This window comes from Salinimicrobium tongyeongense (assembly GCF_026109735.1).
GTDB lineage: Bacteria > Bacteroidota > Bacteroidia > Flavobacteriales > Flavobacteriaceae > Salinimicrobium > Salinimicrobium tongyeongense.
Window position 1 is genome coordinate 2578435 of sequence record NZ_CP069620.1, and the last position, 25441, is coordinate 2603875.

26 protein-coding genes and 1 tRNA gene are annotated in these 25441 nt (G+C 43.6%); 11 read left to right on the forward strand and 16 right to left on the reverse strand.

Translation table 11 applies throughout. The features are described from left to right. The first annotated feature begins 3 nt into the window (after positions 1–3). From JRG66_RS11400 to priA, 3 genes are all read left to right on the forward strand, one after another. Positions 4–930 (forward strand): YihY/virulence factor BrkB family protein, encoded by a 927-nt coding sequence (locus JRG66_RS11400; RefSeq protein ID WP_265162889.1) that lies wholly within the window; start codon positions 4–6, stop codon positions 928–930. Between the two features lie 22 nt (positions 931–952). Next, complete coding sequence (locus JRG66_RS11405; protein WP_265162890.1) at positions 953–1516, forward strand: chalcone isomerase family protein; 564 nt, start codon at positions 953–955, stop codon at positions 1514–1516. A gap of 152 nt (positions 1517–1668) precedes the next feature. Next, positions 1669–4131: a replication restart helicase PriA gene (gene priA / locus JRG66_RS11410; protein WP_265162891.1), complete on the forward strand. Its 2463-nt coding sequence runs from the start codon at positions 1669–1671 to the stop codon at positions 4129–4131. Here the strand turns inward: priA and JRG66_RS11415 are convergent. Further along, positions 4125–4835, reverse strand: coding sequence for a LytR/AlgR family response regulator transcription factor (locus JRG66_RS11415; RefSeq protein WP_265162892.1), 711 nt, complete (start codon positions 4833–4835; stop codon positions 4125–4127). The genes priA and JRG66_RS11415 overlap by 7 nt on opposite strands. A 163-nt stretch (positions 4836–4998) precedes the next feature. On the opposite strand from JRG66_RS11415, the gene rpsF reads away from it, so the two are divergent. The 4 genes from rpsF to JRG66_RS11435 all read left to right on the forward strand — a co-directional run bounded on the left by rpsF (position 4999) and on the right by JRG66_RS11435 (position 6761). Next, the gene (rpsF, locus tag JRG66_RS11420) at positions 4999–5337 is read left to right on the forward strand and encodes a 30S ribosomal protein S6 (RefSeq protein WP_029036470.1); all 339 of its coding nucleotides are present in this window, start codon (positions 4999–5001) and stop codon (positions 5335–5337) included. Between the two features lie 3 nt (positions 5338–5340). Beyond that, positions 5341–5637, forward strand: a complete 297-nt coding sequence (rpsR, locus tag JRG66_RS11425) for a 30S ribosomal protein S18 (RefSeq protein ID WP_037324607.1) — start codon at positions 5341–5343, stop codon at positions 5635–5637. A 12-nt stretch (positions 5638–5649) separates the two neighbouring features. Further along, positions 5650–6099 carry a 50S ribosomal protein L9 gene (gene rplI, locus JRG66_RS11430; protein ID WP_265162893.1) on the forward strand — a complete coding sequence of 150 codons (450 nt, stop codon included), beginning with the start codon at positions 5650–5652 and terminating at the stop codon, positions 6097–6099. A gap of 185 nt (positions 6100–6284) precedes the next feature. Then, positions 6285–6761 (forward strand): DUF6495 family protein, encoded by a 477-nt coding sequence (locus tag JRG66_RS11435; RefSeq protein ID WP_265162894.1) that lies wholly within the window; start codon positions 6285–6287, stop codon positions 6759–6761. 68 nt (positions 6762–6829) lie between these two features. Here JRG66_RS11435 and JRG66_RS11440 read toward each other — a convergent pair whose 3' ends face one another. Beyond that, positions 6830–8068 carry an ABC transporter permease gene (locus tag JRG66_RS11440; protein WP_265162895.1) on the reverse strand — a complete coding sequence of 413 codons (1239 nt, stop codon included), beginning with the start codon at positions 8066–8068 and terminating at the stop codon, positions 6830–6832. Positions 8069–8192: 124 nt separating this feature from the next. Here JRG66_RS11440 and hisS point away from each other — a divergent pair, with 124 nt between their 5' ends. Beyond that, positions 8193–9932 (forward strand): histidine--tRNA ligase, encoded by a 1740-nt coding sequence (gene hisS / locus JRG66_RS11445; RefSeq protein ID WP_265162896.1) that lies wholly within the window; start codon positions 8193–8195, stop codon positions 9930–9932. A 102-nt stretch (positions 9933–10034) separates the two neighbouring features. Here the strand turns inward: hisS and hemG are convergent, their stop codons facing one another. From hemG to JRG66_RS11465, 4 genes are all read right to left on the reverse strand, one after another. Beyond that, positions 10035–10586 (reverse strand): menaquinone-dependent protoporphyrinogen IX dehydrogenase, encoded by a 552-nt coding sequence (gene hemG, locus JRG66_RS11450; protein WP_265162897.1) that lies wholly within the window; start codon positions 10584–10586, stop codon positions 10035–10037. Between the two features lie 210 nt (positions 10587–10796). Further along, on the reverse strand, positions 10797–11816 hold the full coding sequence (locus JRG66_RS11455) for an aldo/keto reductase (protein ID WP_307726287.1): 1020 nt from the start codon (positions 11814–11816) through the stop codon (positions 10797–10799). Positions 11817–11872: 56 nt separating this feature from the next. Next, entirely contained in the window at positions 11873–12271 is a 399-nt protein-coding gene (locus JRG66_RS11460; RefSeq protein WP_265162898.1) for a hypothetical protein, read from the reverse strand. 84 nt (positions 12272–12355) lie between these two features. Next, on the reverse strand, positions 12356–12706 hold the full coding sequence (locus JRG66_RS11465; RefSeq protein ID WP_265162899.1) for a hypothetical protein: 351 nt from the start codon (positions 12704–12706) through the stop codon (positions 12356–12358). A 336-nt stretch (positions 12707–13042) separates the two neighbouring features. On the opposite strand from JRG66_RS11465, the gene JRG66_RS11470 reads away from it, so the two are divergent. After that, the gene (locus JRG66_RS11470) at positions 13043–14101 is read left to right on the forward strand and encodes an AI-2E family transporter (RefSeq protein WP_265162900.1); all 1059 of its coding nucleotides are present in this window, start codon (positions 13043–13045) and stop codon (positions 14099–14101) included. A 17-nt stretch (positions 14102–14118) separates the two neighbouring features. On the opposite strand, the gene JRG66_RS11475 is transcribed toward JRG66_RS11470, so the two are convergent. The 4 genes from JRG66_RS11475 to JRG66_RS11490 form a co-directional block, all read right to left on the reverse strand. Next, complete coding sequence (locus JRG66_RS11475) at positions 14119–15420, reverse strand: dicarboxylate/amino acid:cation symporter (RefSeq protein ID WP_265162901.1); 1302 nt, start codon at positions 15418–15420, stop codon at positions 14119–14121. Between the two features lie 30 nt (positions 15421–15450). Next, positions 15451–16407, reverse strand: coding sequence for a calcium/sodium antiporter (locus JRG66_RS11480; RefSeq protein WP_265162902.1), 957 nt, complete (start codon positions 16405–16407; stop codon positions 15451–15453). Positions 16408–16483: 76 nt separating this feature from the next. Further along, entirely contained in the window at positions 16484–16987 is a 504-nt protein-coding gene (locus JRG66_RS11485; protein WP_265162903.1) for a hypothetical protein, read from the reverse strand. 104 nt (positions 16988–17091) lie between these two features. Continuing rightward, entirely contained in the window at positions 17092–17448 is a 357-nt protein-coding gene (locus tag JRG66_RS11490) for a hypothetical protein (protein ID WP_265162904.1), read from the reverse strand. Between the two features lie 262 nt (positions 17449–17710). Here JRG66_RS11490 and JRG66_RS11495 point away from each other — a divergent pair, with 262 nt between their 5' ends. Continuing rightward, positions 17711–18394, forward strand: coding sequence for a site-2 protease family protein (locus tag JRG66_RS11495; protein WP_265162905.1), 684 nt, complete (start codon positions 17711–17713; stop codon positions 18392–18394). A gap of 4 nt (positions 18395–18398) precedes the next feature. On the opposite strand, the gene JRG66_RS11500 is transcribed toward JRG66_RS11495, so the two are convergent. The 5 genes from JRG66_RS11500 to JRG66_RS11520 all read right to left on the reverse strand — a co-directional run bounded on the left by JRG66_RS11500 (position 18399) and on the right by JRG66_RS11520 (position 22767). Then, a complete protein-coding gene (locus tag JRG66_RS11500; RefSeq protein ID WP_265162906.1) occupies positions 18399–19259 on the reverse strand; it encodes a universal stress protein in 861 nt (286 codons plus the stop codon). A gap of 17 nt (positions 19260–19276) precedes the next feature. Further along, on the reverse strand, positions 19277–20887 hold the full coding sequence (locus JRG66_RS11505; RefSeq protein ID WP_265162907.1) for a BCCT family transporter: 1611 nt from the start codon (positions 20885–20887) through the stop codon (positions 19277–19279). A 39-nt stretch (positions 20888–20926) separates the two neighbouring features. Further along, positions 20927–22066 carry a putative porin gene (locus JRG66_RS11510; RefSeq protein ID WP_265162908.1) on the reverse strand — a complete coding sequence of 380 codons (1140 nt, stop codon included), beginning with the start codon at positions 22064–22066 and terminating at the stop codon, positions 20927–20929. Between the two features lie 204 nt (positions 22067–22270). Beyond that, on the reverse strand, positions 22271–22456 hold the full coding sequence (locus JRG66_RS11515) for a hypothetical protein (RefSeq protein WP_265162909.1): 186 nt from the start codon (positions 22454–22456) through the stop codon (positions 22271–22273). A 237-nt stretch (positions 22457–22693) separates the two neighbouring features. After that, positions 22694–22767, reverse strand: a tRNA-Arg gene (locus tag JRG66_RS11520). 222 nt (positions 22768–22989) lie between these two features. Between JRG66_RS11520 and JRG66_RS11525 the strand changes: the two genes are divergently transcribed. Then, positions 22990–24384, forward strand: coding sequence for an alanine/glycine:cation symporter family protein (locus tag JRG66_RS11525; protein WP_265162910.1), 1395 nt, complete (start codon positions 22990–22992; stop codon positions 24382–24384). Here the strand turns inward: JRG66_RS11525 and JRG66_RS11530 are convergent. Beyond that, positions 24371–25417 carry a Gfo/Idh/MocA family oxidoreductase gene (locus tag JRG66_RS11530; protein ID WP_265162911.1) on the reverse strand — a complete coding sequence of 349 codons (1047 nt, stop codon included), beginning with the start codon at positions 25415–25417 and terminating at the stop codon, positions 24371–24373. The genes JRG66_RS11525 and JRG66_RS11530 overlap by 14 nt on opposite strands. Positions 25418–25441: the final 24 nt, after the last annotated feature.

Here is a 25441-nt window from a genome sequence, read left to right on the forward strand (position 1 = left end):
TAGATGGCTAAGGGCGAAACAAAAGGTGCAAAAAAAAGAAAGGGCTTTACCCACTGGTGGACCAGCCGGGCGAAAAAGGTAATCCTGCCCGGGCTGGAAGGCCTGTCCCTTTATGATCTCTACATTATTTTTTATGCGGGGATTGTAAAAGGCACTTTTTCGGCCCGGGCCAGTGCCATTTCCTTCAGCTTCTTTATGGCGCTTTTCCCGTTCCTGTTGTTTATTCTTAACCTTATTCCGTTCATAGATTTTATAGACGACTTTCAGCTGGAATTCCTCGCCTTTGTAGATTCCCTGCTCCCGCCCGAGACCAGCGAATTCTTTAATGATATTTTCTATGACATCGCAGCCAGGAAAAGGGGGGGCTTACTTTCTATCGTCTTTGTGCTTTCCATTTTTCTTATGGCCAATGGGGTTAATGCCGTTTTTACGGGATTTGAGTTCTCTTACCATACCAAAAAGAACCGCTCTATTATTAGGCAATATATCATTGCAGTGGGTGTTTCTTTAATTCTGGCCCTGTTATTGCTCATCACTGTTGTAGTGTGGGTATATCTCACTTACCTTACCGAAGACCTCAAAATGCTAAGGGTGGTAAACGATGCAGTGATTTGGGCCAACCTGGGCAGGTACGTGATCTTTACGTCGATGATTTACCTGGCCGTGGCGATACTCTACTATTTTGGGACCAAAGAAAGCAGGTTAAGCCGTTTCTTTTCAATTGGCGCTTTCTTTTGCACGATCTTTATTTTACTGAATACTTATCTCTTTGGGTTATATATTGAAAATTTTTCAGCCTACAACGAGTTATACGGCTCAATTGGGGCATTATTGATCCTGATGTTCTATATATGGATAAATTCTAATATATTGTTGCTGGGTTTTGAACTCAACGCTTCTTTGATGAAGCTGAAAAGGAACAAAAAGTAAACTTTAAACTAAAAACGATTTTATGAAAAAACTGCTTTTACTATTAGTGGCTGTAGTGGTATCTTCTACAGCGGTGGCGCAAAAAAAGGTGGGCGGGGTTGTACTTCCTGCCACTCAGAATTTCCAGGACCACACGCTGTACCTTAATGGGGCCGGCGTAAGGGAGAAACTGTGGATAGACCTTTATGCCGCCGGACTTTATCTCGACAAAAAGAACAACAATGCACAGGAGATCCTCAATGCCGATAAACCCATGGCCATAAGGCTTCACATTGTCTCAAAATTGATCACCAGCGACAAAATGGTAGACGCAGTGACCGAAGGTTTTGAAAACTCTACCGGTGGCAATACCGCACCCATTCAAAATGAAATAGATAAACTTCTTGGGTTCTTCAGGGAAGATATCCAGAAAAATGACATTTTTGACCTGGTATACCTTCCCGGAAAAGGAGTGGTGGCCTACAAGAATGGAAAAGAACGCGGGGTGGTGACAGGAAAAGACTTCAAAAAAGGCCTTTTTGGGATCTGGTTGTCTAACCGCCCGGCAGATGACGGACTCAAAGATGACCTCTTAGCCGCAAACTAAGAAATCCCATATTAATTTTCAGTGTTGATCAAGCGAAACGATCCTGGTCCTTTCCCTAAACAACAGTGAAAAATCTCATAAACCATTCTTTTCAGGATGGTTTATTTTTGCAGTAATTCCTTATATTTTTGCCCAAACCAAGAGCCTCAAAAATGCCTTTTTTCATCAATGTTATTTTGCCCCTGCCGCTGGAGAAACATTTTACTTACAGCGTTTCGCAAGACGAGGCCCAATTTTTGAAGCCGGGCATGCGTGTGGCTGTTCCCTTCGGAAAATCAAAGATTTATACCGGGATTGTTTCCGAAGTACATCAAAAAGCCCCTGAAGTTTACGAGGCCAAACCCATAGAACAGATCCTGGACAAGACCCCCGTGGTTACTACGGGTCAGCTGAAATTCTGGAGTTGGGTAGCTTCCTATTATATGTGTTCGGAAGGGGAGGTGCTTAGGGCAGCTTTGCCCGGTCCCTTTCTTTTGGAAAGCGAAACCATAGTACAGCTTGTAAAAGACGCAGAAATTGATGATGATGCCCTAAGCGACGACGAATTTTTGCTGATGGAAGCCCTGCAAACCAAATCGTCTTTGAAGATCAACGAGATCATGCAGCTGCTAGATAAGAAAACAGTGCTCCCGGTGATTAATTCGCTAGTTGAAAAGAAGCTGGCGCTGGTGAACCAGGAAATTTACGAGCAGTACAAGCCTAAAGTTGAGCGCTTTGTAAAACTTCATGACAGGTATTTAGAAGAAGCGGCCATGCATGAGTTGCTCGATGATTTGAGCCGCGCACCCAAACAAAGGGAAGTAATTTTTGCCCTTTTTGGAATCTCGGCAAAATCGGTTAAGGGAAAATCTTCAGTAAAAGTTTCTGAACTCGCCAAAAAGAGCGGTGCTTCAGCTTCAGTAATAAAATCCCTTATAGATAAAGGGATTCTGGAAGAGCTGAAAATTGAAACTTCCCGTTTCAGTTTTGATCTTGAAAACCACCAAAAAAAACTGCAGCTCAACGAATATCAGCAACAGGCTTTACAGGAAATTGAATCTTCTTTTGAAGCCCAGGATGTATGCTTGCTCCACGGGATCACTTCTTCCGGAAAAACTGAAATTTATGTAAAGCTCATTGAAAAAGCCCTTTCCCGGGGGAAACAGGTTTTGTATTTGTTGCCAGAGATCGCCCTTACCGCCCAGCTTATTGCGAGGTTGCAAGATTATTTTGGGGAGCAGGTGTTGATCTTCCACAGCAAATATTCTGTGAATGAAAGGGTGGAGGTGTACAAAAGCGTGTTGCAGAACAAGGAGACGGCGCGGATCGTGATTGGGGTGCGCTCCAGTATTTTTCTCCCGTTTCACGATCTGGGCTTGATCATCGTAGATGAGGAGCATGAACCTACTTTTAAACAATATGATCCGGCACCGAGGTATCATGCGCGTGACACGGCTGTTGTGCTGGGAAAACTTCAGGATGCCAAAGTGCTGCTGGGTTCGGCTACTCCCTCGCTGGAATCTTACTTCAATGCCAGCCATTCCAAGTACGAACTGGTGAACCTGTCGCGGCGTTACGGGGACGTGCTTTTGCCCGAAATCGAGATTGTAGATATAAAGGAGAAGCATCGCAAAAAACGCATGACCGGACATTTTTCTGACAGGCTGCTCGAGGAAATTAAAGAAACCCTGAAAAATAAGGAGCAGGTAATCCTTTTTCAAAATAGGCGTGGGTTTAGTCCCATTTTGGAATGCAACACCTGTGGCCATTCGCCGCAGTGCCCCAATTGCGATGTGAGTTTGACCTATCACAGCCACAGCAACCAGTTGCGTTGTCATTATTGTGGATACCACATGGCGATGCAGCAAAAGTGTATGGCCTGCGGCAGCCCCGAACTTTCTACAAAAGGCCTGGGCACCGAACAGGTAGAAACCGAACTAAAAGCCCTGTTTCCCGACCATAAGATTGGCCGGATGGACCTCGATACCACCCGCGGAAAAATGGGATATGAAAAAATTATTACTGCCTTTGAGGAAGAAAAGATCGATATCCTGGTGGGAACACAAATGGTCACCAAGGGGCTTGATTTTAGAAATGTGCGGCTGGTGGGAATTATGAATGCCGATACTCTTTTGAACTTCCCCGATTTTAGGGCTCATGAGCGCAGTTTCCAGTTGATGCTGCAGGTGGCAGGCCGGGCAGGAAGGACCCAAAAAAGAGGTTTGGTGCTTATCCAGACATTTAACCCTCATCATCAAATTGTGCAGCAGGTATCTACCAACAGCTATCACGAGATGTATAAGGAACAACTGGAGGAGCGGCGCAATTACAAATATCCGCCCTTCTACAGGCTTATTAAAATTACGCTGAAAGGCAGGGATTATTCAAGGGTAAATGAAGGGGCCGACTGGCTGGCGGTTTCTTTGAAAAATACCTTCGGGGAGCACGTTTTAGGGCCTGAATTTCCGCCGGTGGCCAGAATACGGAACGAGTATTACAAAAATATCCTGGTTAAAATTCCGCAGGGACAGTCTTTATCAAAGACAAAGCAGTTGATTAGCAGGGTTCTGCAGAGTTTTAAAGCTATAGGAGCTTATAGGGGGGTAAAATCGGTAATAAATGTTGATCCTTATTGATTTGCGGCCAAAGCTTCAATGAGGTTTGACTTTTTGTGCCTGCTCAACGGGATTTGCTGCTTATCGATCTCGATATTCCTGCTGTTATAGCGTTCAATTTTATCCAGGTTTACAATGTAAGACTTGTGTATTCTAAGGAATTTATTTGAAGGCAGCTGGTTTTCAAAAGATTTCATTGTGGCAAGTACCACGAAATTATCTTTTTCGGTCACAAACTTCACATAATCGCCAAGTGCTTCTATATATTTCAGCTTATTGAGAAATACCTTACGGTTCTTCAGGTTGCTTTTTACGAAAATGTAATTGTCATCTTCTGGCGGTGCACCTTCGTGCTTAAGGCGGTAAAGATTGATCGCTTTTGAAGCAGCATTAAGGAACCTGTCTTTAGAGATAGGTTTGTGCAGGTAATCTACCGCATCATAATCAAATGCTTTAAACGCGTACTTTGTTTTACCGGTAACAAAGATAATTTGAGGTTTGTTGGGAAGGTCATCGAGCAGGTCGAAACCCGAGAGAATAGGCATTTCTATATCCAGAAAGATAAGGTCAACTTCGGTGTCGAGTAGGCCGTTCTTGGTCTCAATGGCATTGTTATATTCGGCCACGAGCTTGAGATTGGGATGATCTTTAATGAGTTTGACAATAGAAAGTCTTTGCAAACTGGAATCATCGACGACCGCGCATTTGAGTATAACTTCTTCCACTTATTACAGGTTAACATTAGCAATAATAACTAAAAATACTTATAAAAAAAAGAAAAAGCTACTTTCATCGATTAAAAAAGCAGTTTGCCTTGTCAGTTTCTTTTTTGTAATATGAAAGATTAATGTTACTTTTGCAGCCAATTTAATTTAAAGTAGATTTTTTATGAATCATTATGAAACTGTTTTCATCTTGAATCCCGTTTTATCTGATGACCAGATAAAGGAAACAGTTAAGAAATACGAAGATTTTCTTGTTTCTAACGGTGCCGAGATGATATCAAAAGAGAACTGGGGGCTAAAAAAACTGGCTTATCCAATTCAGCACAAGAAAAGTGGATTTTACCATCTTTTTGAATTCACCGCTCCCGGTGAAGCGATTAACCCTCTAGAGGTAGAATTCCGCAGAGATGAGCGTATGATGCGTTACCTAACTGTAAAGTTAGACAAGCACGCAGTAGCCTGGGCTGAGAAGAGAAGAAACAGAAACAAAGAAAAAGCGTAAGGTATGTCATCAATTGAACAACAAGCCAAAGGAAAGAAAGACGGAGAGATCAGGTATCTAACTCCTCTTAATATCGAGACCAGCAAGACAAAGAAGTACTGTCGTTTTAAAAGATCTGGGATTAAGTATATTGATTACAAAGATCCAGATTTCTTGATGAGCTTTGTAAACGAGCAGGGGAAGCTTTTACCTCGTCGTTTAACAGGAACTTCTTTGAAATATCAAAGAAAAGTGGCGGTTGCCGTTAAGCGTGCACGTCACTTAGCATTAATGCCTTACGTTGGCGATTTACTAAAATAAAAAGGGGCTATTATGGAATTGATATTAAAGAAAGACGTAGAGAAATTAGGATTTAAAGATGATGTGGTAACGGTAAAACCGGGATACGGCAGAAACTTTTTAATTCCTCAAGGTGCTGCTGTACTGGCAACCCCTTCTGCCAGAAAAGTTCTTGAAGAGACTTTGAAGCAGCGTTCATACAAAGAGAAAAAACAAATTGACGAGGCCAAAGCCCAGGCTGCAAAGCTACAGGGCATTGAGATCACGTTAACAGCTAAAGCCGGTGCAGGTGATAAGATCTACGGATCTGTAACCGATGCCGATCTTGCTGAAGCTCTTGCAAAAGAAGGTGTAAACATCGAAAAGAAATACATCTCTATTGCAGGTGGTAACATCAAACGTTTAGGGCAATATGAAGCTACTTTGCGTTTTCACCGCGAGGTGGTTACCAACTTCAACTTTGAAGTTGTAGCTGAAGCTTAATTGCTGAACATCTTGAATATAAGCCTGCTTCTAACGGAGTGGGCTTTTTTTTTTTAATTAAGAATCAAGAGCCAGGAATCAAGATGTAAGGCTTTTGAAGTGCTAAAATGGACTTATGTCAGTTTTTTACAGCCTTTCATTTTGATTAAAGAACCTTGAATTTTGAACCTTGAATTTTTGAATCTATGAAGTACGCCCGATTAACAAAAGAGCAATTTGAAGAGTTGCACCAGGAATTTATCAACTTTTTGGCTACCCAGTCCATAACAGGGGAAGAGTGGAAGGAAATAAAGGCTGACAAGCCTGAAGTGGCCGAACAGGAACTCGATGTGTTTAGCGACCTGGTGTGGGAAGGAGTACTCAATAAAGCTGAATATCTTGAACATTTTTCCCCCAATCAAATCTACCTGTTCAAGATCACCGAGCTCACCATAAACCTTATTGCCATAGAGGTAAAAAATGAGGCCGTTGATGTTACCACCCGTCACGGCTATGCCTGGCTGCAGCAAAATTTAATGGATGACCGGGTCTCTTTATACACTTCTGCAAAAAACATGAGTGACGATCGCAACAAAGATATCTTTGCGCTCATTCAGCAGGGAGCGGTGATTACAAAGGGAGATTTATATAACTTCTTTGAGAAACACCTCAATCTTAGTTAAGAGTTTGGAGTTAAGAGTTCAGAGTTAATCATCATTCATAACTCATAACTCATAACTCATAACTCAAATTATTCGTACCTAAGTGATTCTATAGGATCTTGTTTGGCAGCTTTGGCGGCAGGGTAACTTCCGGCTAATACGGCAACAATGATCGTAATTGCCGTGGCCCATATTATCGCCATCCAGGGGGTGGTGAAATCAAAACCTACCGAAGTGGAAACTGCCAGGCCAATTAGAATTCCGAGGATAATTCCAATAATTCCGCCCATTTGTCCAATAATGAGCGTTTCCATAAAAAATTGAAAGGCAATAGTGTTCTTTTTGGCACCTAAAGCTTTTCGTACCCCAATTTCGCGGGTGCGCTCACTCACCGATACCAGCATGATATTCATAAGGGCAATGGAGGAGCCAAAAATAGTGATGATAGAGATCACCCAGGCTGCAATGTTAAGGTATTGGGTGATGGAAAATATGCGGTTGAGTAAATCGTCACTTTTTGCAATCCCAAAGTTGTTCTCTTCCACCGGATTTAACCCGCGAACATTTCTGAAAGTGATAATGGCTTCGTCCTGTGCGCCTTCAAGCATCTCCTGGTTTTCTACCCGCACACTCACATTGTAGTTGATATTGGCATTGGTAAACATAGACCGGGCCACCTGCAGCGGGATAAGCACCCTTAGGTCCTGGTTGTTCCCAAAAGTTGAGCCCTTTGACTCCAGCACCCCAATCACCCTGAATTTCACGCCGCGGATGGATATGATCTTGTCCAGCGGATTCACTCCTTCAAGGATCCCGTTTTTTACATCGGCCCCAATTATGGCAACGTTGTTATTGTTCTCAATGTCAAAAATGCTGAAATCCCGCCCTTCTTCTACGTTTAGGCCCGAGTTGGTGACGTAGTTCTCATTTACTCCCAAAACACTTGCTTCAGGATCTGTTTTTTCACTTTCATATTTGAGCTCGGCACTCGAGGTTCCCGTAAATGATATAGACACCTGCGTTTGTGGGTACAAATAATTATCCCTGAATTCCTTCACTTCCCGGTAGCTAATAATGGGGTTTATCCTGTCCCTTTCGCCACCATTCACCCGTATCTGCGAATCGTAGCGCTGCAGGTTAAAAGTATTGGTCCCCATAGAAGCAAAATCGCTGGTGATGGTATTTTCAAGAGCCGAAACCGCGCTTAAAATTCCTACAAGGGCCGTGATCCCAATGGCGATGATCATCACCGTGAGCACTGTTCTTAATACCTGACTTTTAATGGAAAAGAAGGCAATTCGGATATTTTCTTTAAAAAGTGGAAACATACAGAAGTTTCAATTTAGGAGTTAGACGCATTTATTCGGCTGTTGTTACAAAACCTGCGGCAAATCCTCCTGCGGGATTCTTTTTATTTTTCAGATATTTGTGCTTTAAAGAACAAGATCAAAAATGGCCCAAAAACCTTCCATACCCAAAGGAACCCGAGATTTTTCACCTGCCGAAGTAGCAAAAAGAAATTATATAATTCAAACCATTCGGCAGCAGTTCGAAAAATTCGGGTTTCAGCCTATCGAGACCCCAAGTTTCGAGAACAGTGATACCTTGATGGGAAAATATGGAGAGGAAGGTGACCGCCTTATATTTAAAATATTGGACTCTGGAGAATTCATAGAAAAATCTGAATTTGATGTTAAGTTAAAGACTTATTTGGATAAGTTGTTTGATGTCAATTTTTTTAGTGATTTATATGATGAATTACCCAAGAATTTTTTTAGAGGTGCTGACGATATTATTTCTGAATTGGATAGTTATCAACTTGAATCTATAGAAAGTGATTTGACTATTAAACTTGCTAATTATAGGAGTAATTATCTTAAAAAACTAAAGGAGATTGATGAACCAATAGGTGAAAGGATTGATCAAATTCTTGGAACAAGGATGGAGGAAATTAGCAAAGCAACTCAGTTAATACTTTTACAGTTACATTTCTATCCAGAAGCCAAAATTCTTCCAATTTCAAATATTAATCGATTAATTGTAAAATTAATTAGTGAAAGAGAAAATCCAAATTTTTCTGCCTTTTTAGGTGGTAAAATTTCGGGTAAAGCTTTACGTTACGACCTCACCGTGCCGTTTGCACGCTACGTGGTGCAGCATAGAAATGAGATCGAATTTCCCTTTAAACGTTACCAGATCCAGCCCGTGTGGCGGGCAGACAGGCCTCAAAAAGGGCGTTTTAGAGAGTTCTTTCAGTGTGATGCCGATGTGGTGGGGAGCGACAGCCTGTGGCAGGAAGTTGAATTCGTGCAGTTGTACGATGCCGTTTTTTCTTCTTTGGGTCTAAAAGGAGTGACCATAAAAATGAACAACCGCAAGGTGCTTTCAGGTTTTGCTGAAGTCATTGGAGAATCTGATAAACTTATAGATTTCACGGTGGCTTTAGATAAACTCGACAAAATAGGCGAGGCCGGCGTAAAGAAAGAAATGCAGGAAAAGGGAATTTCTTCGGAAGCCATTGAAAAAATTCAGAAGGTGTTCGATTTACAAGGAAGTTTTTCAGAAAAAATCGAGGTGCTAAAAGACATTTTAGCCACTTCTGAAGTTGGCAAAAAAGGAATTGAGGAACTCGAGTTCATCAACAACGCACTCGCCGAACTGGGGCTTTATGAAGCCCGGCTCGATCTTGATGTGACCCTTGCCCGCGGATTGAACTATTACACAGGTGCCATTTTTGAGGTCTCAGCCCCCAAAGGTGTCGCCATGGGAAGCATTGGCGGCGGCGGAAGGTATGACGACCTCACCGGGATCTTCGGGATGAGCGGGGTGAGCGGCGTGGGAATTTCTTTCGGTCTTGACCGTATTTACCTGGTGCTCGAAGAACTAAATCTTTTCCCCGAAACCGTGGCCGGAAATGTACGCGCGCTCTTCATCAACTTCGGAAACGAAGAGAGCCTTTATTGCCTTAAAGCCATAAAAGCTTTGCGCGCTGCCGGAATTGCCGCCGAACTCTACCCTGAAGAAGCCAAGATGAAAAAGCAGATGAACCACGCCAATAAAAGGGAAATCCCCTTTGTGGTGCTGGCCGGAACCAAAGAAATGGAAGACGGGCAGTTTACCCTTAAAAATATGGCGAGCGGCGAACAGGCTACAGTAAAGCTTGACGAACTAAAGGAGAAGATAAACCGGTAACAGGAAAGTTTTCAGGAGTTTCTGAAGGTTTTGGGTGAAAATAAACCTGCCAGAGGTGTCAAAAATGACATTTTTAAAGTCCTTTTTTGAAAAGTATTTCTGTTAAGCAGGGGCTTTCTCTGTGATTTCAGCTTTGCTTTTCTCGTGTAGGGAATAAAGTTCTTCCGCGAACTCTTCAACTCTTTTCCAGTTGGTATACTCTATAGGTTCTGGCGTTTTGGTGGGGCCGCCGGTGAATTTCATGATGGCCCTTATCATTAGCCGGTCAAAAAAACCGTATTTTTTGTAGTCCAGGCTGCCGGCGAAAACTGCAGCAAGATCGGGCTGCCAGTTAATTTCTTGGAGGAATTTAATAAGGTAAGGATTGGTGTCGGGGGTATTTTTATCATCTTTTCGGGCCACAAGGTTTACCGAAAAGAAGACTACATTCAGTTTTTCCAGTTCCTGCCGGTTTTCAGTAATCAATTTCCCTACTCCAGGCTTGTGTTTCCCGTACCTGATGCTGGCCCCGATAACCAGCGTCTCAAATCTTGATATTTTCTCTTTAAAGCTGTCGATAGGGCAGAGCTCAACAGGCTGGTTTTTCCGGTTCAGGTACTCAGCAATGTACTGACAGATCTTTTTGGTCTGCCCATCTACTGTCGAGTATAGCAAAGCAATGGGTTTCATAAGCTTCAAGAGAGTATTTTTTCCCCCGAAAATTTTAAAATAGGAAGCCGGTCCGTAAGATCATTTTCCTCTTTAAAGGTACAAAATCCCGCAGGAATAAATGCTTCGGAAATGAAGGTTTTAAACAGGATTTTTCTCAGAAAAAAATAAATCCTGCTGCAAATCTTTACCCTTAGCTACATGTTTAAAACAGAATTATTTGCTTAGCCGTTGCATTTCTTCTTCCGAAAGCCGAAGCTTTACAGCTTCTTCAAAAGCCTGCAGGTGGCTTTCCCTTGTCGCGCTTGCTATGGGGGCAGTAACTGTGGGGCGCTGCATTAACCAGCGCAGGGCCACAGCCGCATTGGTAACACCGTGGTTTTTGGAGATCTCATCCAGAATTTGAAGTTTGTTCAGGCCTTCTTCATTAAAGTAGTTTTTTACCATTTCTTCGCGCGCCCCTTTCAAATCTTCTTTTTTGCGGTATTTGCCGGTAAGAAAACCGCTGGCAAGCGAGAAATAGGTGATCACGCCCAGCCCGTTCTTTTCGGCAATGGGTTGGTATTCTTCTTCAAATTTAGCTTTTTCTACCAGGTTGTATTCCGGTTGTAAAACTGTGTATTTGGGGAGGTTGAGTTCATCGGCCTTTTTTAAGGAAGTCCTGATTCTTTCGGGAGAAAGGTTGGAAGCTCCAATATGGCGTACTTTTCCCTGCTGAATGAGCTGCTCATAAGCCCGAAGACTTTCTTCCACGGGCGTGTCTTCATTGTCCCAATGCGTGAAATAAAGGTCAATACAGTCTGTTTGCAGGCGGTTCAGGGAATCTTCGGCTGCCTTTAAAATGTAGTCTTTAGAGACATCCCGTCCTTGCTTGCCCGGGTTTGAGCCTACTTTGGTAGCAATGGTAAGATCTTCCCGATTGCCTCTTGCTTTCATCCATTTCCCGATGATGGCCTCGCTCTCACCGCCTTTATTGCCGGGAGCCCAATGAGAATAAGAATCGGCAGTATCTATAGTGCGGAAGCCTTTTTCAAAGAGCTGATCAAGTATCCTGAATGATTCCTTTTCATCAAGCGTCCAGCCAAACACGTTTCCCCCAAAAACTATGGGCGAAATTTCTAAGTTGGTTTTTTCGAGTTTCTTTTTCTGCATCATTGGTTTTTCTTCAAATGTAGACATGATAATCGGGAGGGTAAAATTTTTCTGCGGAAGGATCAAAGGTGTCAAAAATGGCATTTTTGACACCTTTGCTGCTTTTTAAACTTGTTTTCTTCCGAAGCAAATCAGATATCTTAATTGCCGTTGTTTTGAGGGGGAGCAGTGGCCTGGGCTTCTTCGCGCAAAATGAGCAGGTAGCGGTCAAACTGGGGTTTGGTAAGGATGTCCCTGAGTTCACGGGTCTCTAAAATCTTCAGGTCTTTTAGCCGGTTGAGCCTTTGCTCGTCAGATAAATTCTCTCCCAGTAATTTTTCGCGTTTAATGTCAAATTCCACGAACTTCTTTTCCATCAAAATGGCTTGTTTTGCCCGCAAAGAAAGCTCCTTTTCCCATTTTTCGACCCGGTTCTTGGCCGACATTTCCATCTGCGGATTGTTGGAGTTCTGCATAATATCCTGGGCGGTGGCCACACTGCTGAATATCATAATAAGGCTGAGGCTTAAGACCAGCCGGAGGGTTTTAATATTTTTCATGCTTCTTTATTTGGTTCAACTTGTTCTTTCTAAAAAACTTCTTCAAAATGGCATTTTTGGGTAACAGCCAGCGAAAGCTGTGGGTCACTGCAGGTAATTCTTTTCCCGAATGATCACAGAATCTAAAGCTTCCTTGAGGTAGGTGAGTGCCAGGTCTTTCTGGTCTTTTAGGTCTCCGTGGGTTTTGCCGTTCCTTATTTGCATGAGGATGTCAAAACTTTTGGCCGTCCAGCTTACTTCCTGCTGGTCGTCAACCTCGCTTAACTGGCTTGTGGTTCTATCCAGCAGCTGCATCAGTGAATTTGAAAAGTTTTCATCATTGGCATTCAGCTTTTCAACTTCAGTTCTTACCTGTTCAAGTTCTTTTATTTTTTCTTCCATGTTCTGTAATTTCTTATTGATCTTCTTCCGAAGCAAACCTGTCAAAAATGACATTTCGTGATAAGATTTTCAGGTTCAGTAAATTTCCATTTCCTTTAAAATTACCTGCTAGAATGACCGATTGCAAGAAGTTTAAGAAAGAATTAGGGGAAAATAATATTCAATTAACAGGACAGCAGTTTCTTGTGTGTAATTGCTTATTTATTTGAAATTAAAGCAGTTAAATAAAACGTAAAACAGGTATAAAAGAGGGATTCCTTTTCTAGCTTAGCTTCTTTTGTCCAGGTTTTGTAACTTAATTTGGCTGCCAGGCGCAGAAGTCATTTTAGTGCTGAATGATATCTTGAAATAAAGTTTAAAAAGGGCACTTTTCAGGAAAAAACCATATTTATGAGTAGGGGATTAAGAATTGGAATTAAGGTTTTTATGCTTGTAATGGGGCTCTATTTCTTTTTTGAAGGCCTGGCAGCTGCAAAGGGGTTTCTGGCACCCCTGGCTCTGGCTATTGTGCTTGCCCTGGTAGTACTCCCCGCAGCCAGGAAGCTTGAGAAACTTATTGGGCACAGGGGATTTTCTGCTATTCTCGGCACTCTGCTTATCTTTATATTCTCCCTTGGTTTTTTGACCCTTTGCTCGATGCAAATACAGAGTTTCTTTAACCAATGGCCGGTGATCAAGCAGGCAATGGCCCCCGAAGTGGAGAGTTTTAAAAGTTTCCTTTTCGAGCACACACCTTTAAGTAAAGAGTCGCTTCAGAATTACTATTCTTCAGGTTCGATCCCTTTTTTTGAAGAACAGGTCATTGAAGCGGCCCGGGCTTTGTCTTTTTTGAGGTCGTCGCTTAACTTCATGGGCACCTATCTCATCACCTTTATTTATATTTTTTTCCTGCTTTACTACCGAAGGCACTTTAAAGAGTTTATTCTTTCCTACTTCAGCGATAAGAAAAGAGCAAAAGCCGGGCAGGTGCTTGAGTCTTCAGCAAAAAGGGTACAGGATTATCTTTTAGGAAGGTTGATCTTAATGGCGATTCTTGCGGTGCTTTATTCTTTGGGTTTAGGGCTATCGGGCGTGCATAATTATCTCCTGGTGGGCGTTATTGCATCGGTCCTGACCCTTATTCCGTGGATAGGAAATATTATTGGCTTTGCCATGGCCATGGTCTTTGGTTACCTCACTTCGGGAAATCTCGATGTGTTGTGGGGGATCGTGATCACCTTTACGGTTTCCCAGTTTTTAGAGAGCTATGTGCTTCAGCCTTATGTGGTGGGAGATAAGGTGGGGCTGCATCCGTTTTTTGTGATCCTGTTCGTGATCATGGGAGGGGCAATTTGGGGGCTGGTGGGAATGGTGCTGGCCATTCCCGTAATGGCTATGGCCACGGTAATCTTTAATCATGTGGATGTTCTAAAACCATTGGGTTTCCTGTTCAGCAAGCAAAAGGATTGAGACGACAGGTTAGAAGCTTACGGCTTAAATTTTGGAACAACGTCTAGTGATTCCGTCACCTGGCTTACAGACTTAGCGACGATACCGGAAACAGCGGCGTCTCCAGAGACATTTACCACCGTTCTGCACATATCCAGAGGCCGGTCTACGCCAAAGATGAGGGCAAGGCCGGCTTCGGGAATTCCTGCCTGTGCGAGCACGATCACCAGCATCACCATTCCGGCCCCCGGAACTGCAGCCGAGCCTATAGATGCCAGTGTGGCCGTGGCAATGATGCCCAGCTGGGTGCCCAGGGAGAGGTCAAGCCCAAAGGCCTGGGCAATAAAAACTGCAGCCACAGCCTGGTAAAGGCTGGTACCATCCATATTTATTGTGGCGCCCACGGGAAGTACAAAACTTGCTACTTCTTTTGGTACCCCCAGATGCCCGGTCACCCTTTCCATCGTTACCGGAAGTGTTGCCGCGCTTGAACTGGTAGAAAATGCCAGGAGCTGTGCCGGGGCAATTGCCCTGTAAAAAGCCAGGGGAGACCTTTTGGTAAACAGGTAGAGCATGAGGCCATACACGCCCAGCATGAGGATGAGGCCCAAAACCACCGTGAGGGCGTACATTCCCAGGGCGGCAAAGAGATCAATACTTGGAGAATCAATAATTAGGGCTGCCAGCAGGGCAAATACCCCATAGGGAGCCGAGAGCATGATAATATCAATCATCTTTAAAATGACCTCGTTAAAACCATCAAAGAAATCTTTTACCGGTTTTGCGGTTTCTGCCGGGATAAGGATGAGGCCTACACCTATAAACAGGGCGAAAAAGATCACCTGCAGCATGTTTCGATTATCGGCAGCAGCGGCCATAAAGTTTTCAGGGACTATATCTACCAGACCCTGCAAAGGCCCTGTGTCCTGCCGGGCAACTGCCTTATTGATATTGGTGGAGGCTTCAGTTTCATAGCCGTACAGCAGGTCTGTCCTTGTTTCCGAAGAAATAGAAGCGCCCGGTTTGATAAGGCTAACCAGTAGCAGGCCAATACTTACTGCCGCGACTGTGGTGAGTATAAAAGTAAAGACCGTGCGAAATCCCATTTTTGAGAGGTTAGTGAGATCTTTAAGATCAGACACTCCTTTGATCAGCGATGCGATGATGAGCGGTACGGCAATAAGTTTTAGCGCGTTGATGAAGATATTACCAAAGGGTTTTATCCAGTCGCGCACAAAAGACGGCCCCCAGTTGAACTGAGATAACACCAGGCCTGCAATAACGCCAAGGCTCATCCCGATAAGGATCTTCCAGTGCATTGGCATTCTCTTTTTCTTCATGCTTCAAAATTAAATTATGGCGCTAAAAACCTACAGTTCTATAAGTACCAGGTAAGTAGTGTAGGCAAAGTACAGCAGCAGCAAAACACCTGATTCCCATCTTTCAAGTTTTCTTTTGCCGCCCATGAACATGAACAGGAACAGCAGCACTGTACCGCCAAGCAACAGGTAAAGATCTGTGTTGAAAACCGTGTTATACCCAATTGGCCTCAGCAGGGCACTTAAGCCCAAAATGAAGAAAATATTGAAGATGTTTGAACCCACAATGTTTCCTACAGCTATGTCATTATTCTTTTTAAAGGCTGCAATTACTGAAGTTGCCAGTTCGGGTAAGGAAGTTCCGGCGGCAACTATGGTGATCCCGATGATCTTTTCACTCACCCCAAGGCTGGATGCAATATCCATGGCATTTTCAACCACCAGCCTGCCTCCAATGATAAGGCCGGCAAGACCAAGTACAATAAAGCCAAAGATCCTGGTGTTGGAGATTTTTTTTACCACTTCGGGCGAAGTGGAGGGCACATGCTTTAGCTGGGTATAAACATAGAAAAGGAAGGCCAGGAAGAACAGGATCAGGATAAAGGCATCGGCCCTGCCAAGAAGTCCTTCAGAATCTAAAAAGAAGTTATTTACCAGGAAAAAAAGTACAACCGCAGCCAACAACGAAATCGGGATCTCTTTCCAAACCGTGGTTTGCTGTACCAGCAACGGGGAAATGAGTCCTGCAACACCAAGTATAAAAAAAAGGTTGAAGTTGTTGCTTCCTATCACGTTCCCAAAAACGATATCTGCGTGCCCTTCAAAAGCCGCAACCACGTTCACCACAAGTTCGGGTGCCGAGGTGCCAAAAGCAACGATGGTAAGGCCTATGGCAAGATTTGAAACCTTCTTTTTTCGGGCAAAGGCCGAAGCATTCTCCACCAGCCAGTCGGCACCTTTGATCAATAACAGGAGTCCGGCAATCAATAATAAAAACTGTAGTATCATTATTTTAAAAGTTAAGATTAGTTCAGTAAGCAAAAAGAGAAGAGAAGCTGGAAAATATGTTCTTCTCCAAATGCATTTAAGCAGCAGAATTGAGGGTAGGCCGAAATGCCACCAGCGAATTGATGATCGCATTCCATTTTTCAGCGTGTTTCAGCTCATAATCCTGTGCAAAATTCTCCTCACAATCGTAGAGGCCTAAAATTTGTTCGCTGCCATTGTGCAATTTCAATCTCAGCTCCAGTTTTTGCAGGATATCTTCTGTACGTTGATCGACTTTTATGGTCTGAACATCTTTGAACACTTCCGAGGCCCGTACTTCCTTAAGAGCTATGATTTCTGAAAGAATCCCTGACTTCTTTTGCTGAACAAAAAGGATTTTAGCACTTTTTTTATCCAGCCCCATGATGTTATTGTTCCAGCTGGTTTTCTCGTCGAAGCTTAGCTGGTGCTTTTTCGCTTCTTCGGAAAATTTATTTTTGAGTTTTTTTACTTCCCTGTTCCCAACCCATATAAAAAGCAGGTAAGGAACAAATACTGCTGCCACAAGGGCAAGGTCTACAATGATGATATCCAGTTTCATTTTCTTTATGTTTAAAATTCAGGTATTGATTTATGCTGTCTACCGGCTGAAGGTGACATATGTGTGCGGAAGGTTTACTTCCGGAAAAAACTGAAGCTTAAGCTTTAAAGAAAAACATGGAAAGGAAAAATGACCTTTTTGACACCTAAACCCGGAAATATATAGCGGGAGCGCTTAATATAGCTTAGGGAGGTGAACGTGTGGTTGTGAATGCGGGCATTAAAATCTTCTGCAAGACCAGCGCCGGCAATTACAAAGACCGGGTTTTTATGGTATGGCAGAATAGACTCAAACAGATTGCCTGCCTGTTCTTCAAAAGAGTCTTCTAAAACTTCCTGCGGAAGGGGTTTTTCCTGCGGAATAAGACCTGTTGTATTTTCAGAAAAAAGGCTGCTGCTACTGCTTAAAAGCAGCAGGAGCAGGAAAATCCTGTGGTTTAGAAGAAACAGGCATTTGATCATTTTCACGATCAAATGTACTACATAGTTCTGTTAAAAAAACATCACAAAAATAAATTATGAGGCGGGAAGAAGAGAAATTCATAGTTCTAAAAGAGACGATTAAAATGGTAGCCTTAGCTCCTGTTGGTTTAACCGGACAACCCGGGTTTTAAAATATTGATTAGAATTTTTTTTCTAAGGTAACAGGGTGCAGACTTTTGTATTTCCTTTAGTAATTTCCCAGGTTCCAATTTCTTAACTTGTGAAGAGCTACAAGTAAATCATGTTTGGAATAGCTGATATCCCAAAATTCTTCCTGGCATTCTTTCTGGTCCTGCCGCTTATTTCCATTCTGCACGAAGGGGGACATGTATTTTTTGCCTGGCTTTTGGGTGCGAAAAAGATTCAGGTCACTATTGGAACAGGGAAGCCGGTGTTGAAGTGGGGAATGATCGAGATACGCAAATACTATTTCTGGTACGGCCTGTGCACATACGAGAATTTGAGGATCAACAGGAGGTGGAGCAATGTTGTCATTTTTGGTGGGGGCAGCTTTTTTAACCTTATAGGGGTGCTCACCGTAATGATCCTGGTAGAGCAGGAGATGATAGGGACTAATATGTTCACCTACCAATTCACCTACTTCTCGTTTTATTTCATATTTTTTGCCCTGCTACCCATGACCTACCCGGGCGGAAATTACAGCGACGGAAAAATTATCCTAAACCTTTTAAAGGACAAAGAATTCGCGGTTTTTCAAAGAACTTTTTGGGTGCAGTGGGATGAGGAAAAAAGGCAGTGGCAGGTGCTTGATCACGACCAGAAAATGATACAGGCTTTTGAAAGGGAAGATGAAGCTTCAGAAAAAGCAAGAGGTATTGCCAAAGACCAGCGGCCCAGCCGGGTGGTGAGTTTTAAAAATGGGGAAGAAAAGGAGATTCAGAATTACCCCAGAATCCCCCTCTAAAATGCTATTTTACAACCCATAGCGGTACCCCGTAATTCTCGTTAAAAAGTTCTTCGGTCACACTTCCTACCGAAAAAGGGGAAAAAGTGTTGCCTCCCTTATCGGAAACTACAAGTAAGTCTGCGTCAGACTTTTTGATGTTGGCGATGATCTTTTGCGCGGCGCCAGATTGCCTTCCGAGGAAAAACAAGGGTTCTATCTGGTTTGGATAATCAAGTTTCCTGATGAACTTCTCGAGCTTTTCTTTTACGTGTTTTTCTACTTTTGGCGCCATAGATTCGGGGGAAACATAAGGTGAAAATTGCACGGGCACACTGTAGATATGCACCAGTTTAAGCCGGGAAGAATTTTCCTTTTGTAAGATTTTGGTAACGTTGAAGATCTTCCGGGAATCGGGTGAAAAATCGGTTCCGGCCCAAATGGTTTCAATTTGGGGTTTTGCTACCCGCGGCACTGCCAGGATATCACACCTTAGCAGCCTCAGTAATTTTCCGCTTACCAGCCCGGTACCGTTCTCGTGCTTTTTGTTCCCAACAATGGTTAGTTGAATAGCGTATTTATCAACCACATATTTAATTAGGGATTCGCTGTAGGGATCTTCAGAAATTAGTACTTCAAATTCGGCTTCAGCTTTAAAATGTTCTTCTACTTTTTCGTTGAGTTCGTCGCCTATCAGCTTATCAAGATTGATGTCCTTCAACTGTTCCTCAAAAAGTTCAGAAATCTCATACTTCTTGATATTATGCACAAAATAGACCTTTTCAGCCTTTAATCGCGTGGCCATAAAGGAAGCGTATTTAATAAGCACTTCATCGAGGTCTGAAAGATCAAGCGCAACGAGTATATTCTTGTAATTCTTAGTCATGGTTTCTATGGAAGTTTTTATTTTTCTGCACCGCGTTTTTTAATAATATCTGCTACCCGGGTTTCGTAGCTTTCCCATTCTTTCTGGGCTTTGCGCTCTTCGGTTTTTTGATGTTCATCCCTAAGTCCTGTGTAAAGCGAGTAGCACATGAACAGAAGGATAAAAGCGAAGGGCAGGCCGGTGGCTATAGATGCCGTTTGCAGTGCCTGCAAACCGCCCCCGATGAGCAGTACTGCAGCCACGGCTCCTTCTGCCAGGGCCCAGAATATTCTTTGGCCCACGGGAGCATCAATCTTTCCGCCCGATGTAAGGCTGTCTACCACCAGGGACCCCGAATCTGAAGAAGTTACAAAGAATCCCGCGATAAGAATAACTCCAATCACATTGAGTGCCACGGCAAACGGATAATCTTCAAGAAAGACAAAAAGAGCCGTTGCAACATTGTCTTCAACTGCGTTTAACACATGAAGATCGCCGGTTAACGCCTGCTGAATAGAGGTGCTCCCAAAGGCAGTGATCCAGAAAAAGGTGATGAGGGAAGGTACTATGAGTACTCCCAGAATAAATTCCTGGATGGTTCGGCCTTTTGAGATACGGGCGATGAACATGCCCACAAAAGGAGACCAGGCGATCCACCAGCCCCAGTAAAAGACCGTCCACGCATTTTGCCAGTCGTTGCCCGTATAACTTTCTGTCCAGGTAGAGATCTGCAAAAAGCTGTAGAAGTAGTTTCCGGTATTTTGCACGAACGATTGAAAAATAAAGATAGAAGGCCCTAAAACCAGAACCAGCAGGAGTAAGATCACTGCTACCCTCATGTTCCATTCGCTCAGGAACTTTACGCCTTTGTCAACTCCCAGCACCACCGAAATCGTGGCGACAAGAGTTATCCCCACAATTAGAGAGATCTGGGTCACAAGGCCACTGCTAATACCAAATACATGCGACAAACCCGCGGCTATTTGCTGTACCCCCAGGCCAAGAGATGTGGCCAGCCCAAAAACGGTGGCCAGGACCGCAAAAATGTCAATAATGTCTCCAATTTTTCCGTAGATCTTATCTCCCAGCACAGGATAAAAGACAGAGCGAATGGTGAGTGGTAAACCGTGGGAATAGGTGAAATAAGCGAGGGCAAGGCCCACGAGCGCGTAAATACCCCAGGCATGAAAACCCCAATGTAAAAATGTAAAATTCATGGCTTCCTGGGCGGCCAAAGCAGTACCTCCTTCGGCAAGCGGCGGGTTCATAAAATGCGTGACAGGTTCGGCGATGCTCCAAAAAAGTAACCCAATTCCCATCCCGGCACTAAACAACATGGCAAACCACGACAGCGTTTTAAATTCGGGTTTGGCGTCTTTTCCGCCTATTCGAATGTAGCCATACTTGCTGAAGGCGAGGTAAAGCATAAAGATTAGAAAAATATTCACACAAAGCACAAAAAACCAACCCACGGTATTTGATATGAAATTCTGAATCTCGTTAAAATAGTTTTCGGCCTGCTCCTGAAAGATCAGTGTAAGGGTGATGCTTACGATGATAAAAAAGGAGGAGGTAAAGAAAACCGGACCGTTAACATCCAGTCCCATGATTGATTTCCTCTCGTCGCTTCTTAGAATTTTCTTAGCCATATAAAGGTTTTGTTCTTCTGAAATTAAATTTTGATCCTTTTAAAAATAGTATCCAATATTGATGTTGAACCGCGCTTCCCAGTTTGCATTGGGCGTTCCGCGGCTAAAATCATCAATGTAATTTCCTCCCAGCCAGGAGTGGTTGTACCCGGCGGCGTAATCTATATAAGTATAGATATTCCCGGCAGTTAACAGTACGCCGGTCACGTTCATGTATGAATCTTCAAAGTCGTCTTCCTGCTTCTGCATATATCCAAAATCGTTATAAAACTGAAGTGCCGACACCGGACCCCAGTTTACCGGAACATTGCGGGATAAAGTCAGGGTATAGATATTAAAATCGGCAGCAACTTCATAGGCGGCGCCATAAGCAGCCATTAAAATCGTATCATCTGGGGTGGAGGCTGCGTTTTCAGGATTATGGGCAATGTTCATGGCTTCAGCTTTGAGGTTCCAGTCTTTGTAAGAAGCCTCGTAGTGCAGGGCGAGCCCGTAATGATTTCCGCTTTCTTCGGTGTCCAGGTTGTAAAGGCTGCCGTATTGTGCTGAAAATCCAATTCTTTGCAAAACATTTCCGCCGAACTTGTAAATGAACTTTCCATTAAACTGGTTGATCTCCTTGTTTCTTCCGGCCACATCGTAAGAATACCGGCTATGGGAGATTTCCGAATCATTACCAAAACGCAGTTCTTCGGCATTTTTAAAGAAAGCCAGCTGATATTCTGTTTTCTCTCCCGTGTAGATATATTTGATGCCCATATCATGATCATCTTCGAGACCTACATAATAGGTGAGATTGAAAAACCAGTTGTTGGAGTTGTACTGCTGAATTCCAAAAGGCACCTGTGTAAGCCCTACCTGCAATTCCTTGTTTTTACTGAAGTGATACCCAAACCAGCCCTGCTTGAGCATGCCACCTCCAAAGCCATCAGAGTACCACCTGTATTCGGCGTTTAGATAAATGCCTTTATAAGCCGCATTGGCATTTATTCTGAAGAGGTCATAGCCAAAATCTCCGCCCCGGGTTTTTTGTTCAGGTTTCCAGGAAGAAAGGTTGTAATTGAAGCGCAGGGCACCGCCAATATCCACTTCGGGAGATTCCTGTGCCTGAAGGGGAGGAACAAAAAAGCAGGTGCACAGCACCAGGAAAAAAGCCGGTTTCAGGACCAAATTAATCATAAAATTCTTTTGTTCCTGTAATTTAAAACCAATCCTATAGAAAACAGTGTTATAGCCTATAAAATTCTGTTAAGACGTAGATAATGCCAAGAGATTTGCTGGTGAAATTTAATTTAAGTCAGCCGGAACAGAGTTGATTATGAGCAGGAGCTACTGGAACTATAGATCCTGCTGCCCTCTCAAAAATAGCATTTTAAGCACTTATTATTTTTTCCTGGAGCGGGAAAGCTGCCGCTTTTCATATCTATCTAATACCGGAACGAGAAAGATCATGAGGTAACCCACAGCGAGCAGATATTTATTTATGTAGGAGTTATTTGGAATGTATAAAGTGAAAACAATAATACTTAGTAGTAAAAAAAGGTATTTCAGAAATTTTAAATACTTCATGGCTGATGAGATTTGGAGGTACTGGGGTAGGTGATTCAATCGGTTTTCAAGATTCTAAAATTTTACAGCTTACCTGCTATTTCTAATGATTCCATTAATCCCACTAATATAATCATTTATTGATTTTACAGGGTTCAAGAAACCTGGTGGGAGCCAATTTTTACAAAAGTGCCAAAATTGAAAAGCATAAAAAAATCCGCAACTACTTTATTATCAGTGTGTTGCGGATTAAATCTGTGACCTCGCCAGGATTCAAACCTGGAACCTTCTGAGCCGTAATCAGATGCGCTATTCAGTTGCGCCACGAGGCCGTTTTGCGGGTGCAAATATAGGCTATTTTGTAAAAAACAAAAATTTTTTTGCGCTAAATAAAACATATTTTCTTCCCCAATTATTCAGTGGCATATTCAGCAAAATCCGCTACCTCCTGAAAATGGCATTTTTGAGAGGTGAAAGTCCCTGATAACTAAAGAAATGATGGGCATCGAAGTTCCCGGACTTGCAAAGTAGCCCGCAAGTGCTATATTTGCTTTATGGCAAAATTAGATGAGTTCATAGCTCAATTCGCCTCCTTTGTTTGGGGCCTTCCGCTTTTAATCTTACTTACGGGTGGCGGATTATATCTTCTAATACTTTCAAAATTCCTTCCTTTCAGGTACCTGGGGCATTCCCTGGAGGTGCTTCGGGGAAAATACGATGATCCTAACGACCCGGGGGAGATCAATCATTTTAAGGCGCTTTCCACGGCATTGTCTTCCACTATTGGGATGGGAAATATCGCCGGTGTGGCAGTGGCAATCGCCATTGGAGGCCCTGGTGCCATGTTCTGGTTGTGGATAAGTGCCATAATTGGGATGGCTACAAAGTTTTTTACCAATACCTTGGCAGTGATGTACCGCGGAAAAGATTCCGAAGGCAAACTTCAGGGCGGGCCTATGTATTTTATCACCGAAGGCCTCGGCCGAAAATGGTGGATCATGGCCGCATTTTTTAGTGTTGCCGGACTTGTTGGGGCTTTGCCGGTCTTCAACGTTAACCAGCTTACCCAGGCCATAAATTACATTCTGTTAACACCCAACGGGATCGAAATTACGCTTACTTCAAACCTTATCATTGGAGTCATCCTGGCCATGATCACCGCAGTGGTGATCTACGGCGGTCTCACCCGTATAAGTAACACGGTTTCAAAGATGGTTCCGGTAATGGTGGGGCTTTATTTTGTGGCCGTGCTCATTATCCTTTTCGTGAATCTCGAGCAGGTGCCTTACTACTTTAAACTGATCTTCACCGATGCCTTTGCAGCTGAAAATTACGCAGGGGAGCCATTTTTGGGAGGTATGCTGGGCGGGTTAATAATTTTGGGAATTCGCCGCGGCGCTTTTTCAAATGAAGCGGGGATAGGTACTGCGCCTATGGCCCACGGTGCTGCAAAAACTGCCGAACCTGTGCGCGAAGGTCTCGTTGCCATGCTGGGGCCGGCCATAGATACGCTCATTGTGTGCTCCCTTACCGGGATGGCCATTCTGGTTACCGGGGTTTGGCAAACACACGATGTGAACGGGGTGAGCCTAACAGCTGCGGCTTTCAACGCTTCCATTCCGGGTTACGGCAACTACCTGCTGCTGGTGTGTATTGCGATCTTCAGTATCTCTTCGCTGTTCTCTTATTCTTACTACGGAAGCAAATGTCTTTCGTTCTTGATTGGTGCCCAAAACAAGCATTACTACAATTATTTCTACATTCTGAGTATACTCTTAGGGGCGACCACCTCGCTGAGTATGATGATCAACCTTATCGACGGATTTTTTGCATTGATGGCAATTCCCACCATGACCGCTACGCTCATCATGGCCCCGCGTGTACTGAAGGAGGCAAAAAGATATTTCCTGAAACTAAAGGAAGCGGGAAAACCTCTCAGCCAAAAGTGATCACCCGGCGCTCATCATGACTTTGCTGGGCAGCCTCTATAACCCTAATTACGTCTCGTGCCTGTTGAGGTGTTACTGCGGGGCTTTCGCCGCGGGTAAGCACGTTGTATAGGTTCTGGTACAAGAACGGGTAATTTCCGCGTTCACTTTCCACGAGCCTTTCTTCATTTATGGTATTAAGCCTGCCCCAGATTTCTTTCGGTTCCATACCCCAGTTAGGGGTGTCTTTTGGGCTTATGCCATTTTTCAGAAATTCTTCCTGCGGGTCGGCACCGTATTTTACAAAACTGCCGCGGGTGCCAAAAACCTGGTAAGTCGGCCCTTTTTCTTTGACCAGCGTGCCTGCTTTTAAAGTGACCTTTAGCTGAGGGTAGAAGAGGAGGAGTTCAAAGGCATCGGGTACTGTTGCGCCGTCCCGTTGGGTTCTTATATCGGCAAAGATCTCCTGCGGAAGTCCGAAAAGGTTGAGTGCCTGGTCTATGAGGTGGCTGCCCAGGTCGTAGAGTATTCCGCTGCCGGGATTTTCTTTCTGTTCTTTCCAGCCGCTTTTCACCTGGTTCCTGAAACGGTCAAAATGGGCTTCATATTCTACCACCCTGCCTAAAAGGCCATTTTCAACAACTTTTTTTAGACTTAGATAATCGCTGTCCCAGCGCCGGTTGTGGTGAACGCTGAGCAGCAGGTTTTTTTCATGCGCCAGCTTAATGAGTTCATTGGCTTCCCGCACGTGGGGCGTAAAAGGCTTCTCTGTTAACACATTTTTTCCTGCCTTTAAGGCCTTTTCAGCAAAATCGAAGTGAAGGTGGTTGGGAAGTACCAAAATAACAAGCTCAATTTCGGGATCTTCAAGGATCTTTGAATAGTTGCTTACAATTTCAGCCTTCGGAAAGTCCTTTTTTGCGGCTTCAATATTCTTAGGGCTTGAGGTGAGTATCTTTTTGACTGTAAAGCCTTCTACGCTCTTAAGTATGGGGGCGTTATAGATGCTTCCGCCCGAACCGTATCCTGCAAAGGCAGTAATTACCTGCTTCATTTTTGCTTCAAGGTAAATATTTCT

Coding starts and splice junctions, on each gene's coding strand:
- JRG66_RS11495 (WP_265162905.1), top strand. CDS start 17,711: ATGTTTGGAATAGCTGATATCCCAAAATTCTTCCTGGCATTCTTTCTG.
- JRG66_RS11435 (WP_265162894.1), top strand. CDS start 6,285: ATGAAGTACGCCCGATTAACAAAAGAGCAATTTGAAGAGTTGCACCAG.
- JRG66_RS11530 (WP_265162911.1), bottom strand. CDS start 25,417: ATGAAGCAGGTAATTACTGCCTTTGCAGGATACGGTTCGGGCGGAAGC.
- rplI (WP_265162893.1), top strand. CDS start 5,650: ATGGAATTGATATTAAAGAAAGACGTAGAGAAATTAGGATTTAAAGAT.
- JRG66_RS11500 (WP_265162906.1), bottom strand. CDS start 19,259: ATGACTAAGAATTACAAGAATATACTCGTTGCGCTTGATCTTTCAGAC.
- JRG66_RS11400 (WP_265162889.1), top strand. CDS start 4: ATGGCTAAGGGCGAAACAAAAGGTGCAAAAAAAAGAAAGGGCTTTACC.
- JRG66_RS11465 (WP_265162899.1), bottom strand. CDS start 12,706: ATGTCATTTTTGACAGGTTTGCTTCGGAAGAAGATCAATAAGAAATTA.
- JRG66_RS11525 (WP_265162910.1), top strand. CDS start 22,990: ATGGCAAAATTAGATGAGTTCATAGCTCAATTCGCCTCCTTTGTTTGG.
- JRG66_RS11455 (WP_307726287.1), bottom strand. CDS start 11,816: ATGCCATTTTTGACACCTTTGATCCTTCCGCAGAAAAATTTTACCCTC.
- JRG66_RS11405 (WP_265162890.1), top strand. CDS start 953: ATGAAAAAACTGCTTTTACTATTAGTGGCTGTAGTGGTATCTTCTACA.
- JRG66_RS11485 (WP_265162903.1), bottom strand. CDS start 16,987: ATGAAACTGGATATCATCATTGTAGACCTTGCCCTTGTGGCAGCAGTA.
- JRG66_RS11470 (WP_265162900.1), top strand. CDS start 13,043: ATGAGTAGGGGATTAAGAATTGGAATTAAGGTTTTTATGCTTGTAATG.
- JRG66_RS11475 (WP_265162901.1), bottom strand. CDS start 15,420: ATGAAGAAAAAGAGAATGCCAATGCACTGGAAGATCCTTATCGGGATG.
- JRG66_RS11460 (WP_265162898.1), bottom strand. CDS start 12,271: ATGAAAAATATTAAAACCCTCCGGCTGGTCTTAAGCCTCAGCCTTATT.
- JRG66_RS11515 (WP_265162909.1), bottom strand. CDS start 22,456: ATGAAGTATTTAAAATTTCTGAAATACCTTTTTTTACTACTAAGTATT.
- rpsR (WP_037324607.1), top strand. CDS start 5,341: ATGTCATCAATTGAACAACAAGCCAAAGGAAAGAAAGACGGAGAGATC.
- JRG66_RS11440 (WP_265162895.1), bottom strand. CDS start 8,068: ATGTTTCCACTTTTTAAAGAAAATATCCGAATTGCCTTCTTTTCCATT.
- JRG66_RS11510 (WP_265162908.1), bottom strand. CDS start 22,066: ATGATTAATTTGGTCCTGAAACCGGCTTTTTTCCTGGTGCTGTGCACC.
- JRG66_RS11490 (WP_265162904.1), bottom strand. CDS start 17,448: ATGATCAAATGCCTGTTTCTTCTAAACCACAGGATTTTCCTGCTCCTG.
- JRG66_RS11505 (WP_265162907.1), bottom strand. CDS start 20,887: ATGGCTAAGAAAATTCTAAGAAGCGACGAGAGGAAATCAATCATGGGA.
- priA (WP_265162891.1), top strand. CDS start 1,669: ATGCCTTTTTTCATCAATGTTATTTTGCCCCTGCCGCTGGAGAAACAT.
- rpsF (WP_029036470.1), top strand. CDS start 4,999: ATGAATCATTATGAAACTGTTTTCATCTTGAATCCCGTTTTATCTGAT.
- hisS (WP_265162896.1), top strand. CDS start 8,193: ATGGCCCAAAAACCTTCCATACCCAAAGGAACCCGAGATTTTTCACCT.
- JRG66_RS11480 (WP_265162902.1), bottom strand. CDS start 16,407: ATGATACTACAGTTTTTATTATTGATTGCCGGACTCCTGTTATTGATC.